Origin of the sequence: Pseudoalteromonas rubra (genome assembly GCF_005887115.1) — a bacterium.
GTDB lineage: Bacteria > Pseudomonadota > Gammaproteobacteria > Enterobacterales > Alteromonadaceae > Pseudoalteromonas > Pseudoalteromonas rubra_F.
The window spans coordinates 1-13,544 of record NZ_PNCJ01000020.1; the positions used below are offsets into that span (position 1 = coordinate 1).

Consider the following 13,544-nt stretch of genomic DNA (forward strand, 5'->3'; position numbering starts at 1 on the left):
ATTTGACGGAGCAAATATGACGCTAACGGCGTTGAAAATTTTTCATTTAGAACAACTAAATAACAAAATTTTTGCCTTGTTATCGACCATATTTTCTCGCCTCAAAATAGAACACTTAATTTAGCAAATTGGTATCAGATTTCAGCAACTAAATAGTAGATATAAAAAAGGCCATCACAATGTATGGCCTTTTATCACTTGTAGTTAGCGGATCGCGCTATCTACCAACGTCTTGGCCGCCTGTTCCAGCTCAGCAAGATGCGCTTCGCCTTTAAACGACTCAAGATAGATTTTATAAATGTCTTCGGTGCCTGATGGACGAGCCGCAAACCAACCCGACTCGGTCACTACTTTTAATCCACCGATGGCCGCTTTATTACCTGGTGCCTCGGTCAGAATATCGGTGATGGCATCACCGGCAAGCGTGCTTGCCGTCACATCTTGTGGGCTTAAGGCTTTTAGTTTGGCTTTTTGTTCAGGTGATGCCGGTGCATCAATACGCTTGTAAACTGGCGCGCCATATTGCGCTTCCAGCTCAAGATAGTATTGTGATGGTGTTTTACCAGTCACAGCCAGGATCTCCGCAGCCAGTAAGCCCAGAATAAAGCCGTCTTTGTCTGTGTTCCAGACCTCACCGTTACGGCGCAGGAAAGATGCGCCCGCGCTTTCTTCACCGCCAAATGCCAGCCATTGTTCGCTCAGGCCATCAACAAACCACTTGAAACCAACCGGTACTTCGTATACTTCGCGCTGATTGCCTTTAACCACTTTATCGATCATGGCACTGGATACCAGGGTTTTGCCAATCTTGATCTCACTGCCCCAGTCGCGATGCTTAAGCAGGTAATCTATCGACACAGCCAGGAAGTGGTTTGGATTCATCAGACCGTCTTGAGTGACGATACCGTGACGGTCGTAATCCGGATCGTTACCAATGCCGATATCATAATCGTCTTTAATCGCCACCAGATTGGCCATCGCAAATGGCGAAGAACAATCCATACGAATTTTGCCGTCTTTGTCCAAAGGCATAAAGGCAAAGCGTGGGTCAATCTGCTCATTCACAACCGTGAGATCTAACCCATATTGCTTGGCAATCACCGGCCAGAAATTGATGCCAGAGCCGCCCAGCGGATCAACACCAATGCGTACGCCTGCTTTGGCAATGGCTTCGAGATCGACAATATTCGCCAGGTCTTCTACATAAGGCGTGATCAAATCGACGTATTTTACAAATCCAGAGCGGCTGGCTTTTGCAAATGGGAACAGCTCAACTTCAACCAGGTCTTCGATTAACAGTTGATTGGCACGATCTTCAATCCACTTAGTCACATCAGTATCAGCCGGCCCACCATTGGGTGGATTATATTTAAAACCACCATCTTCTGGCGGGTTATGTGATGGCGTCACCACAATACCATCAGCCAGCTCATGCGGATGAGTCTTGTTATGACACACAATCGCGTGACTGATCACCGGGGTTGGTGTGTAATCATCGTTTTCTTGCGTTACCACATGAACTTCGTTGGCAACCAGCACTTCGATGGCAGAATTGAACGCAGCCTCGGACAAGGCATGGGTATCTTTACCTAAAAACAAAGGCCCAAAAATGTTGTTGGCTTTCCTGTAGTCACAGATAGCCTGAGTGATTGCCAGGATATGAGACTCATTAAACTTCACATTATATGAGCAGCCTCGGTGGCCTGACGTGCCAAAAGCAACACACTGCTCGGGGTTTTGTTCCAGATCAGGCTCATTTAGATAGTAAGCCGATACCAGTTTGGGAATATTCGCCAGCTGACTTAACGGTGCTGATTTGCCTGCATTGGGGTGATTTGCCATCACATTTCCTTATAGGTAGTCTCGGATAGTTTCTGCCTGTTGCGCCGAATAACCAAGTATGAGCGCAACTTCGTGCAACATCATTTTTTTGCGTGTCGTGTTTGAGTTTGTCATGACCCAATACTGACTATCTGCAATGTTTTTCGGGTTCGTACTACTACCGCTTTCGAGCAACGCTGCTTTGCTGGTCGAAAAATAAATGCGATCTCGCCCTTTGATCTCCAGAACTTTATGGAAATCAGCTTTGTGGCTGCGATGAAACGCCGCCAAAATAAATAAAAAGCGCCCTACTACACCTTTTTGCATAGCCAGCTCTTCTTTATTAAGGATATCAAATACGTTACCTGAAGCATCATTTGAAACCGCTGCAGGCTCTGCTTCACCCTGCGGTTGAACGACCGCTTCTGCGGGCTGTACGGTTTCTTGTGCGTTCTGCACCACTGAGTTCAGGTTTAATAAACGACGCAGGATCTGGGAAGCGCTTTCACCAATACTTTGCGTGTTACTGGCAATGTACTGATATAGCTCGTCATCTATCTCTATTTTTTTCATGCTTGTCCTGTCATTTTATACATCTACTGCATCTTCTCGGGATTATATCTAAATTTAACTTATTCCTCTACGGCTATGATTTTGCTTTCAACACTGGCAAACTATGCGCCGGATCCGGAGGTATTATGTTGCTTAACTACAAATTATCGGGACAGCCAATGGGCAGTGCCGAGCCAGTTGTGTTACTTCACGGCCTGTTTGGCTCGCTGGAGAACCTAAATATTATAGCCCGCGCATTGGGCGAGTCTTACACTGTGATCAATCTAGATTTGCGCAATCATGGTCTGTCGTTCAAAAGCGATGTAATGGATTACCCCAGCATGGCTCAGGACGTGTTAACCCTGCTCAAACACCTTAATGTAGATAAAGCACATCTGGTTGGTCATTCAATGGGCGGCAAAGTGGCCATGCAGGTAGCTATGCTGGATGAAAGTATAATCCATAAGCTGATTGTGCTGGACATAGCCCCTGTGAATTACCCCCCACGCCATGACACCATTATCCAGGCGTTAAACGCCGTTGCTTCTACAGCAGTTGCAAGCCGCAGTGAAGCGGACGCCATCATGCAAACCTATATAGCAGAGCAAGGTGTGCGAGGCTTTTTACTTAAGAGCCTCGCAAAAGACGAACAAAACATCCTGAACTGGCGGTTTAACCTGGCCGTCATAGAAGCCAACTATGATAAAATTATCTCAAACATAAATACAACTCATTCTTGTTTGTGTGATACTCTTTTTCTAAAAGGAAACAACTCAGATTATATTATGGCCGAGCACAAAGACGCCATCATGCAAGCATTTAGCAATGCCAGAGCAAAAATCATCCAGGGTGCCGGACATTGGCTGCACGCAGAGAAACCGCAAGCCGTCAATCGTTCAATTATTGATTTTATTCAATAATTACCCCAGTTTTTTCTCAGCAAACTTAATTTATCGGTAACAGGTATGATATAGTAGCCGCCGTTTATATTTTGAGTAGTGCAAAGATGATCAACGAATTTATGAATGAGTTTGAAACCATTGGTCTTTACTTTGCTCTCGCCGGGATTTTCTTCTTTATAGGTATGGCCATTCAGGACGTCCTAAAGAAAGGAGACGTGCCCAAGTTTGGTCGATACATTGTCTGGTTAGTGCTATTTTTAGGGTGCTCAGGCTTTATCGCCAAGGGCCTGATACAAGTATTTTGGCAAGGTGCGGGTGTTGGTTAATGGCCAAGTCTGAATTAGATAGAACCACTATCGACTTGTTTGAAAATGAAAAGCGCCCTGGTCGGCCTAAGACAAATCCTCTCCCCAGAGAGATGCAGCTAAAGATCAACAAGCGCAATCAGATTAAAAGAGACAGAGCAAGAGGGTTAAAGCGCGTCGAGTTTAAAATTTCCTCTGAGCTATATCAGGCATTGAGCGATATGGCCGAAGAGCAAAACATCAGTCGTAGCGCGCTGATAGAAACCATTTTGCAAGAAAAATTAGCGATTAATAGATAAAAGGTAAGTAGTTAATGGCAAGCGTAGGTATTTTTTTCGGCAGTGACACGGGTAACACCGAACACGTTGCAAAAATGATCCAAAAAGAATTGGGCAAAAAATTAGTCGACGTAAAAGACATTGCCAAGAGCAGCAAAGCAGATATCGAAGAGTTCGACTTGATCCTTTTTGGTATCCCTACTTGGTACTACGGTGAAGCGCAGTGCGACTGGGATGATTTTTTCCCTGAGCTGGAAGAAATCAATTTTGAAGGAAAGCTGGTCGCGATCTTCGGTTGTGGTGACCAGGAAGACTATGCCGAGTACTTCCTCGATGCAATGGGTATGGTCAATGACATTGTCACCGAACGTGGTGCAATCGTGATCGGTAACTGGTCGACTGAAGGCTACGACTTCGAAGCGTCCAAAGCCCTGGTTGATGACGGCCACTTTGTTGGTCTGGGGATTGATGAAGACCGTCAGCCTGAATTGACCGAAGAGCGTGTTAAAAAGTGGTCTGCTCAGGTATACGAAGAAATGTGCCTAAGCGAGCTGGAAGACTAACTAGACCCTAAACGGGTTAGTAATCCAAAGCACACTATTTTTAAGTCTGTGTCGTGCTAGACTTAAGTAGTAACTGAAATTAGACAAATTGAGACAGATTAATGACTGATCACAACTTAGAGCTAAAAAAAGCGGGTTTAAAGGTTACCCTGCCACGCATTAAGATCTTAGAGATCTTGCAGTGTCCTGATAACCAGCACATCAGTGCCGAAGACGTATACAAAATCCTGCTGGATAAAGGCGAAGAAATCGGTCTTGCGACCGTTTATCGCGTATTAAACCAGTTTGACGACGCCGGCATTGTGACCCGTCACCACTTCGAAGGTGGTAAGTCTGTATTTGAATTGTCAGGCAGTACACACCATGACCACCTGGTTTGCTTAAAGTGTGGTAAAGTCGTTGAGTTTGAAGATGATGTGATTGAAACGCGTCAGGAAGAAATTGCCAAAGACAACGGCATTAAGCTGACCAACCACTCTCTTTACCTGTACGGTGAGTGCAGCGACGTGGAAGCGTGTAAAAAATACGCTGAAGAAAACGGTAACTAATAAAGTTGTTGTTTTGATTGAATAAGCCGACTTTTGTCGGCTTTTTTGTGCCTAAACGCCCTAAAACTCACTCACGATTGGAGGCTGTGGCCTACCCTATCAACAGATTTGGCTAATACCAATTCCATTTAATGCCTATCCAGTTTTAATAAGCGACTATGACGCTAATGGTGTTAAAAGCTTCCTTTTTCAAACCTATGCCTTTGACAAAGGTTGAAATATTTTCGCCCCAATCTAGAACACTTAGTTCAGCAAATTGGTGTGGCCAACACGAGGTATTAATCACAACTTAACTATTAAAAGTATTTCCTGGTATTTTATGTACAATAACGCTCTCTATTTTTTCTCTCAATCCACCTGCGGTGAAAGGTTTAACAATATAATTATTTACCCCGGCTCGGAGCGCTTCACCTATCTCAGCACGTGATGCGATGACAGTCATCATTAAAAAGCTCACATTATTGTGAGGCCCGGCCCAAATGGTCTTCACAAACTCAAGCCCCGACATATCGGACATGTGCCAGTCAGCTATGACAAGTTCGAACCCTCCCTTGTTGAGCTCCTCTAATGCTGTATTACAGGTGTCCACCTGAACTGAATCTTGATAGCCTATTTGAGACAGAACTTGTACAACACTCTTGCGTATAAAAGCACTGCTATCCACGACTAAGGTTTTCATATAAAGCCTCCTTTTAAAATAGGACATTCATTTATTTTAATACTAACGGCGGTGCTTGGTCAGTGATTTCAGAGCCCAGTTCTACACAGTTAGAACCAGTATTTACCAAAGCCTTTATCAAACCAGTGTCTTAATCAGTGTGCGCTGTAGGCTTAATTTGGTTTTTGGATTTATAGAACTCATACAGCTGTGTATATGATTTAAAATAAACTAATCGCTTTGAGTACTTTGAAGAGTACGCCCATTCTTCAAAAAAATGTTCTAAGCTTACGTTAGCGAATTTTTTAATGTACTGAACAAATTGTTCAGTTGTAGCACCGGTAGAATAGTAAGTTCTGTAGAAGCCGCCCATCACCTCATTAAACTTTTTGGCTCCAACCAGGTCATAAAGTAAATGAAAAAACACCATCCCTGTGATGTATGAATTTAAACCGTGCTTACCATAATCAATAAATGCTGTTTTCGTATAAAGTGGGTTTTCTTTTATGACCTTTTTCAGGTGAAGCAAATTCTTTTCTGTCTGGGTCCTCAAATGGCCTGATTTACCAAATTTATCCAATGTAAGTTCTTCTAAAAACGTTGCAAGCCCTTCATTCCACCTTGGTGAATATGTATCAAGGGTTTTTACATTCCATTGGTGACTGATTTCGTGATATACCCTGTCAAGCTCCTTAAAGCCCTTTGCATCTTGAATAACAGCTGTCACATCTGCTTGTGCACCATAATCTTCCGGTACCTCAATAAAGGTATAGCCTAAATCCTTCTGTAAAGGTCCAAACCACTTCGTGTATAAATCGAAAGTTGCAGCAATTTTCTCAAGCAGCTGAAAAGAAGCTTGCTGTGATTCCCAACTGAACACTGAGTAATTACCCTTTGAATAACGCTGGTAATTTGCAACAGCGAAATCCATTCGCCATGCTGGCAGCTTATTGACATAGCGATAAGTGCTAACCCCATTGCGAGTGCTGTGAGATAGTAACTCGCCACCATTCGCTACCACCAATCCCTCCGGTACATTAATAGTGACGTCATACTCATAAGTGTTCAGCCAAAACTTTGCTTTTTTGTTCACTCGGTCATTTGGATAGGTCACGAGAGGGTATGCCAGAGCGTCCATTCTGATAATAGAAAACTCTCTAGAGATGTTATCTTTAACATAATTCATTCCAGTTTCTGAATAGCCTCGTAATAAGCCGTCAAAATTGATTTGAAACTGAAAAAGCTGATTTGGTTTAAGAGGCGTATCTAGCTTAATTTCAATGTAATTAGTCTGCAGTACAGGCCAATCTTCATTACTCAACACTCGCTGCGTAAATTCTAAGTCATTGCCTTTACTATCGAGTAGGGAGGATACGCTCAATAATCGATATAAGCGCAGAGGAATATGATCTGCATTTTTCTTTGAGGTATTTATAACAGTAATAACACCTGACGCAACCAGGCTTCGTTTTTCAATATTAATATCATAATTTAACGTATAGTGATGAGCAGCCAGTTGGAGGCTTCGCTGAGAAAAAGACACTTGCGCATGAACTATGCTCGTGAGCATCGCAATTAAGAATACAATCAATTTTGACAAAATTTATCCCTGGCTACGCCTAAAGTCTAACCATTAATAATCTTCCAAAATGCCGAAACATAAACTGACAAAATGGACGGTATTACATATTGGTATCAATCAAGAGAATAAATTTCAAGCAAATAATGCTTTGTATTTGTACAGGCATTGTCATGTAACAATCGAATAACATAATGCAGTCAAGTGATTTAAGACAGCTCCCTGCGCTTAGCCTTATCGTTAGCATGCCAGTTGCCAATCAGTATGTTTATGAATTCATTGCTCTCTTAGCCATATTATTGAAGCTAAGAGTCTAAACTTATCGCGTTGTTTGACGTGAAAAAGCCGACAATTGTCGGCTTTTCCTGTATGATATTCATAATTTAATAGCGCATTTCATATGCTGTTAGCTATTTGGCACGCATTTAATATTGCTTAGTTCAGGTCAGGCTTAAAATATAGCGGCGGATAGACAGGGTTAAGCGTTTTATCCTCAATAATTTGCCCTGTTTTCAACCCTCTGTTTACAGAATCAAGCATAGACTGCTGTTGCCCATTCACCATAAGTGCGACTGTCACCTGCTTGTTAGAGGCACCGACATTGGGACAAACTTTTACACGTGCACTGTCGCTGATATCTTGCCAGGTGCACTTGAGTAAAGAGGCTTCAACCCCATCAAAGAGCCGCTTAGCTGGGAATGGCCTGAAGTAAACCGGTCCAAGGTCACAGGTGTTCGCAGCGGGTTCATTGTCAATAACTGCCTTACCACCCTGGAAAAGATCTAATGTAAACGAGTTTAAACTCATTAGACATTGGGCAGAGTTTTCTGCTTGTATTTTGGTCGCTACTGGGTATCCAATAGTACCGCCATCAACCTCATCGCACATTAACTTGTGGGTGTTGTTGGCTTGTTTATCCCAACGGCACTTCAGAAGCTCCTCCTGAATACCATCAACAACGCGCGTCTCGGACTCTTGGCGAAATGAAACTGAGTGACCGTAACAAGCAGATTTGTCTCCCTCAACTTCAACCGTTCCTTTAAGCTCAGTGCGATAACCGTCAAACCAACTAATACTGCAATGGTTTTGGCTGCGCAGAATTCCCCGGCTTGCTACAAACACGTCTGGTAAGCTGGCATCCCGTGGGTTGCTACAAAGCTGGTGCTCCAAAATACCAAATTCATTTTGATTCTCAACCTGCCAATAGCAGGACATAGGTGAGCTGTCTTGAGCATAAGCTGTGGCCATAGAGCTACACGCAATAATTGACGATACTTTTAGTAGTGTATTTAATGTGCTTTTCATACTGATATTCCTTTTTAGTAATGCGTTGTCATCCGAAAACATGTGCACATTAGCATTTTTTTAAACTATAAAAAGTCTAAATTACAGTTGCTTACAATCAATTACCGAGTACCACATTCACATGTTTTTGCTTACAAAGCTAGTACGCACCATCGACCTGAATTCAGGTTCTATGCATGTTTTGCCATATAACTACCGCTTATCGCATCATATGTTTAGCGACAATGGCGATTACAACAGGCTCGTATGCTCAAGTAATGGTCATGTAAGGCAGTGTAATAGTATTTGTAGTATCGGCGTCTAGACTCTCAAGGCTGTTATCCCTGACAGCCATCCACACAAGGAGCCAGGCAATGACTATCTCAAAATTTATATTGTGTGCGTTATTTAGTAGCACTTTTTTGGCACATGCCGGAACTCAGTATCTAACCCAACCAGCCAGCAATATCACGCAAACTTCAGCTCAATTGAACGGATATTCCTCTTCCACAATCGGTCTCAGTGGTGAGGTTTTTGACTATGGGCAAACGACCAGCTACGGAAGTGGTGCACTGGCAATTCCCCCCGGTGTTAATGGCCCTGTGAGTGCACAAATTTCCAACCTGAATTGCGGCACACAGTATCACTTTCGCTTTCGAGGGGACCCCAAACCACCCCGCACAACCATTCAGGGTGAAGATCTCACCTTTACTACCCTACCCTGCGGCCCGACGACCTATTCGAACGTATCCTTTGAAACAGGTGGACAATACTTCTTCGTCGCAGAAGGTAATGGTGGTAGCACGGTGAATGCAAGCCGTCTGGCTATTGGGCCTTGGGAGCAGTTTAATCTGATTGATATCAACGGTGGCGACCTGAATAGTGGCGATCAGGTCCATATTCAGACTACTTCAGGCTACTATTTTGTTGCAGAGCAAGGCGGGGGCGCTGAACTCAACGCTAACAGAACCGCAGCGTCCATTTGGGAAACGTTTACCATCGAACTCCCAAACAACCCTGGCGCTTTGATACAAAACGGAGACAAAGTCGCCCTCAAATCTGTCAACGGATATTACGTGCAAGCGTCTGGTAACGGTGGTTCTGGCGCAAATGTCTACCCAACCGTGATTGGGTGTAATGCCACATACCCATGTTCCTGGGAAATGTTTAAAATCCATTTTTAGACAAACCACAAATCTGCATGGCTGTATAACCAGCCATGCTACTAATATCATGATATCCGGTACACTGGAGCAGCATTGATTAAAATGCTAGGTTGTTTGGCCTAATCAACCAAGGTGGATATGCCATAGTGAAGCGCTCTTTGTTACGAGAAAATATATTGAAAAAGCAGGTTTTACTTCAAGCGCTTTCTCTTTTGGGACTGTTGACTGGTGTATTTCTCGCGCCGGAAAATCCAACCTACCCGTTTGCACCTGACAAAACAAGTATGGCATTCATACATCGAACAGAAGCAATCATTACTTGTGTGCTATCTGGCTGTGTTGCAATTTTTGCTATTTATGGCAAATTCTGGCTTAGATTATCCTATGCACATGTCACTATTTGCTCTTTAATGAGTGGGCTTTTGGCCTTATCACTTTCAAGTTTTCGATTAGGAAGCTTTTCTTTACCTCCTCTCTACCTGGTCTTTTTATATACCGGCGTCTTACTTCTATTAATAATGGGTGGTGTTTCAGTTGAGAGGATATGGCTAAAGTATACATCAAAGGAATGAGATCAAGTTTAGTGGAGATGGACAAGGCCACACGTTCAATTTAGCACCCGCTACTTTGGCTTAAAAGAAAAATTAAAGACGTGCGAAAAGCAAGAGCCGAATAATTTGCCGAACCTATTTGGCTCCGCAGGTCGACAATGCTTTTTCAATTGCAGTAAGTAACTGCTTTGGCTCATTGGTGCCTAAGCTGACGGTGGTGCCGTCTTTCAGTGTGAGTTCTACGGCGTCCAGACCGGAGACGTTATATAACCAGCCGGTGGACAGCAAGCGAATGCCCAGGCCATTATACCATTTAGTTTTTATGACTTTTGCCGAATCTATTTGTGTGTAATCGAGTGATTTACGCCAAAACCCGGGGCCGAAAAACCAACGGATCTGCCCCTCACCTACTTTAATCGTCAGCGAACTAAACAAAATGGCGATGATGGCAACGACTACAAAAGCAAAACTAGCGTTGTCTTCGGGTTTAACGACTGCGCTATAGGCAAGAACCAGTGCAGATATGCCCATCACGGCCAATATGGCGGTACCTATTTGGGTATGTTTATAGTCCATTTTGCTTTCTCCCGTATTGTGTTCTGGTGAGCCACTTTTTTATAGAGCTATATATATATCTTGATAATTGGCTATTGAAGGGCCTGACCATACAACGTAGGCACGCCCTTTAACAAACCTATCGATTAGCAAGTGTAGCCAGTGACAGAAACAGGACAGGAATAGTTTGGATTTGAAATTGGACCACATCCCATTGCGGAAAGCGCCCCGCCAACCTGGCGTGTTTTACCATTTTCGAGGACGACCTGCCCAGACAGGTTTTTTACCTTTTTCTTGTTGAGTATCAATGTCATTATTTTCACCTTTACATGATTGCACCAATATTGGTAACAAACAGTGTGTTGCCATTTTGCTCAAAAAGCAACCAACAAAAGCCGATGCACAAATATTTCACGCAAATGTCATAATTAAGAAAAGCGCTCGCGGTGCTGAAGGTCGCGAGCAAGCTGAGTACAGTCAGCAAGTGCCGTGTCGTGATCTGTACTGTATGCACTAACACTTCGGTCCCATTGATCTCGCCCCTGCGCTAGATATTGCCCCGGTCCCACCTCCCGACATCTGAAATACCACCCTGTGACTGCATCGAAGATCGGATACGTTCTTGCTAATTCATCCACGGGCATGGTTGTCTTAGGTTTTTTCACTGTGGTAAATGCCCATGTTGTATATTGTTGTTTTTTAGCGCAAGCTGGCGGCGCACCAGCTTGCACCGCACGTATTAAAGTATTATGCGGCTTGCCTCGGTAAAAGGTGTGATGCCAATTTGCTCAAAGATGGCTTCCGGTTTAAAGACTTGGGTTCCCTTAATCACCAGAGAGAGCTTTCTCAGGGCCTTGATATCCTGAACCGGATCACCATCGACCAAGATCAGATCCGCAACTTTGCCTTCACTGATTGAACCAGTTTGATGCGCAACACCCATTAATTTTGCACTGTCGATGGTGGCCATTTTCAGCACCTCAGTAGCAGGGATCCCAGCCATAGTGTACAACTCAAGCTCCCGAAGTAAAGTAAACCCAGGGACACTGTCTGTACCAGCAACCATAGGTACGCCCGCGTCATAAAGGATTTTGACCATTTTCAGCATAGCATCCCCGGAATTCTGATAAGCACTTTGGTGCGCTTCCTCAACCTGCATCTGAGCTCCTTTCAAATTGCGCACAAAGTCGGGTGGTAAATGCGATGCTATCTCGGCAAACTCTTGATCAATCTGTTTATTTTTACTCATTAACAGGCTTCTGAAAGTAGATACTGTAGGATCAATAACCACGTTGTTATCTGCAAGCAGTTTAATAAAGGAATCCATTTCCTCACCAGTCATCGGCATTTCTGCTGCTTTTTCACCGATTAAAGAAAAACGTTGCGTGGTACGTGTGTCGACTTTTTCTCCCGCCAGAAAGTTCAGAAACAGCATGTTGATATGCTGGATCTCGTTATACCCGGCATGCACGGCCTGCTCTGCTGTCATAAAGGCCGGAATATGACCACTGAGGCGCAGCCCGCGGCTATGCGCACGTTGTGCTATCGGCTTAACCCATTTGGGATCGATCGACGAATAGAGCTTGATCTGGACATAGCCATTGTCAGCGAAAAAATCCACCATATCGAGCGCCTCTTCCAGTGTCTTAACGCTTAAGCCCGCTGAGTTCTCGCTGTATTTGTCCAAAAAACCGGCGCGATATACACGAGTACCCAGTACTTTACCAGTATCAAATAAAGCCTGGATCTCCATCAGATTTTGATGCTTATTACCCATATCCCGTACACTGATTACTCCTGTGGCAATGTTCAGGATCCCTGTGTTTTTACTTAAGTGGCCATGCATATCCCACAGACCAGGGATCAAGGTTTTGCCCTGCCCATTGACTGTTGCAACTTTTTTGCTAAGTTTGATTTTCGGTGCGACCGCAACAATTTTGCCTTGTTCAATCAGTACCTGTTGATCTTTGAGCGTGATCCCTTTTTCTACGTCGAATACATTTACCTGATCTAGTAGCAACGCCGAGTAGTACTCGGTAAGCTGCTCTGCCAAATTCTCCAGATATGTCTGCTCTGCTCGTAACTGACGCGCCTTTAGTTGCTCGAACTGCGCTGTACTAAAGCCGTCACGGATAACATACATACCACCCCAGTTCTGGGCAAAGTAATTACCATCTTCATCGTACCAGGCAAAATCTGGCGTCATAGTTAATCCGGATTTGGCGTACAAATAGACTTGCTCATCACCCAGCTTTACCGTGTCCAGCTTAGTAAAAGTAACTTTCCCATGGGGTAATACTTTGATCTTTTCCAGATCGTTTTTGATCAGATAGCGGATCAGCGCATTCTCTATTGCCAAAGTACTATTTTTAGGTACATAGAATGTGGGTTGGGTTGTATTTGCACTACTCTGCTCATCATCATTTCGCCACTTTGCATGGCCATTCTCCCACACATAAGATTCACTGATGTCCGCGCCAAAAGCAGACTGCCCTTGAGCTTCAAAGCCCAATACCCTGCCTTTATCGTCAAGTTTGAGTGTTTCATCAATCACAATACGACGGTTATTCCAGCCAAATCGGGCCTGTGATGTGTAAGTATTCGCATCTAACTGTGTCTGGCTCATTGTGCCAGCCAGCCCTTTTTCTGAATAGATGTTATTCACTATGGTCTGTGCAAATGCTGCGGGCAAATAAACGGCAGATAGAAAGGTTGTTGCAGCAATTAAGCGGCGCGCTGCAAAATTCCTTATCATTTTGTGTTTCACTATGTTTTCCTTACA

At 43.9% G+C, this 13,544-nt stretch carries 16 protein-coding genes; 8 read left to right on the forward strand and 8 right to left on the reverse strand.

Annotated elements, in window-relative coordinates; genetic code table 11:
• Positions 1-204: 204 nt before the first annotated feature.
• Positions 205-1,842, reverse strand: a complete 1,638-nt coding sequence (gene pgm / locus CWB98_RS15040; protein WP_138545601.1) for a phosphoglucomutase (alpha-D-glucose-1,6-bisphosphate-dependent) — start codon at positions 1,840-1,842, stop codon at positions 205-207.
• A gap of 9 nt (positions 1,843-1,851) precedes the next feature.
• Positions 1,852-2,394 (reverse strand): replication initiation negative regulator SeqA, encoded by a 543-nt coding sequence (gene seqA, locus CWB98_RS15045; RefSeq protein WP_138545602.1) that lies wholly within the window; start codon positions 2,392-2,394, stop codon positions 1,852-1,854.
• 125 nt (positions 2,395-2,519) lie between these two features.
• Here seqA and CWB98_RS15050 point away from each other — a divergent pair, with 125 nt between their 5' ends.
• The 5 genes from CWB98_RS15050 to fur all read left to right on the forward strand — a co-directional run bounded on the left by CWB98_RS15050 (position 2,520) and on the right by fur (position 4,969).
• Positions 2,520-3,293, forward strand: coding sequence for an alpha/beta fold hydrolase (locus tag CWB98_RS15050; RefSeq protein ID WP_138545603.1), 774 nt, complete (start codon positions 2,520-2,522; stop codon positions 3,291-3,293).
• A gap of 86 nt (positions 3,294-3,379) precedes the next feature.
• Positions 3,380-3,601 (forward strand): DUF2788 domain-containing protein, encoded by a 222-nt coding sequence (locus tag CWB98_RS15055; protein ID WP_046004500.1) that lies wholly within the window; start codon positions 3,380-3,382, stop codon positions 3,599-3,601.
• Positions 3,601-3,879 (forward strand): LexA regulated protein, encoded by a 279-nt coding sequence (ybfE, locus tag CWB98_RS15060; protein WP_010384731.1) that lies wholly within the window; start codon positions 3,601-3,603, stop codon positions 3,877-3,879. The genes CWB98_RS15055 and ybfE overlap by 1 nt, the downstream gene beginning before the upstream one ends.
• A 14-nt stretch (positions 3,880-3,893) precedes the next feature.
• A complete protein-coding gene (gene fldA / locus CWB98_RS15065) occupies positions 3,894-4,421 on the forward strand; it encodes a flavodoxin FldA (RefSeq protein WP_138545604.1) in 528 nt (175 codons plus the stop codon).
• 101 nt (positions 4,422-4,522) lie between these two features.
• The gene (fur, locus tag CWB98_RS15070) at positions 4,523-4,969 is read left to right on the forward strand and encodes a ferric iron uptake transcriptional regulator (RefSeq protein WP_054015203.1); all 447 of its coding nucleotides are present in this window, start codon (positions 4,523-4,525) and stop codon (positions 4,967-4,969) included.
• A gap of 289 nt (positions 4,970-5,258) precedes the next feature.
• On the opposite strand, the gene CWB98_RS15075 is transcribed toward fur, so the two are convergent.
• The 3 genes from CWB98_RS15075 to CWB98_RS15085 all read right to left on the reverse strand — a co-directional run bounded on the left by CWB98_RS15075 (position 5,259) and on the right by CWB98_RS15085 (position 8,511).
• Positions 5,259-5,648, reverse strand: coding sequence for a response regulator (locus CWB98_RS15075; RefSeq protein WP_171045663.1), 390 nt, complete (start codon positions 5,646-5,648; stop codon positions 5,259-5,261).
• Positions 5,649-5,778: 130 nt separating this feature from the next.
• A complete protein-coding gene (locus tag CWB98_RS15080; protein ID WP_138545606.1) occupies positions 5,779-7,227 on the reverse strand; it encodes a M1 family aminopeptidase in 1,449 nt (482 codons plus the stop codon).
• 414 nt (positions 7,228-7,641) lie between these two features.
• Positions 7,642-8,511, reverse strand: coding sequence for a hypothetical protein (locus CWB98_RS15085; protein ID WP_138545607.1), 870 nt, complete (start codon positions 8,509-8,511; stop codon positions 7,642-7,644).
• A gap of 353 nt (positions 8,512-8,864) precedes the next feature.
• Here CWB98_RS15085 and CWB98_RS15090 point away from each other — a divergent pair, with 353 nt between their 5' ends.
• Both CWB98_RS15090 and CWB98_RS15095 read left to right on the forward strand, forming a co-directional pair.
• On the forward strand, positions 8,865-9,674 hold the full coding sequence (locus CWB98_RS15090; RefSeq protein ID WP_138545608.1) for a fascin domain-containing protein: 810 nt from the start codon (positions 8,865-8,867) through the stop codon (positions 9,672-9,674).
• 158 nt (positions 9,675-9,832) lie between these two features.
• Positions 9,833-10,228, forward strand: a complete 396-nt coding sequence (locus tag CWB98_RS15095; RefSeq protein ID WP_138545609.1) for a hypothetical protein — start codon at positions 9,833-9,835, stop codon at positions 10,226-10,228.
• 114 nt (positions 10,229-10,342) lie between these two features.
• On the opposite strand, the gene CWB98_RS15100 is transcribed toward CWB98_RS15095, so the two are convergent.
• Positions 10,343-10,783 (reverse strand): hypothetical protein, encoded by a 441-nt coding sequence (locus tag CWB98_RS15100; protein WP_138545610.1) that lies wholly within the window; start codon positions 10,781-10,783, stop codon positions 10,343-10,345.
• A 125-nt stretch (positions 10,784-10,908) separates the two neighbouring features.
• Complete coding sequence (locus tag CWB98_RS23970; protein WP_171045664.1) at positions 10,909-11,076, reverse strand: hypothetical protein; 168 nt, start codon at positions 11,074-11,076, stop codon at positions 10,909-10,911.
• Here CWB98_RS23970 and CWB98_RS15105 point away from each other — a divergent pair.
• Entirely contained in the window at positions 11,070-11,279 is a 210-nt protein-coding gene (locus CWB98_RS15105; RefSeq protein ID WP_138545611.1) for a hypothetical protein, read from the forward strand. The two genes, CWB98_RS23970 and CWB98_RS15105, sit on opposite strands and share 7 nt — an antisense overlap.
• A 222-nt stretch (positions 11,280-11,501) precedes the next feature.
• Here CWB98_RS15105 and CWB98_RS15110 read toward each other — a convergent pair whose 3' ends face one another.
• Positions 11,502-13,529, reverse strand: a complete 2,028-nt coding sequence (locus tag CWB98_RS15110) for an amidohydrolase family protein (protein WP_249364687.1) — start codon at positions 13,527-13,529, stop codon at positions 11,502-11,504.
• Positions 13,530-13,544 lie beyond the last annotated feature (15 nt).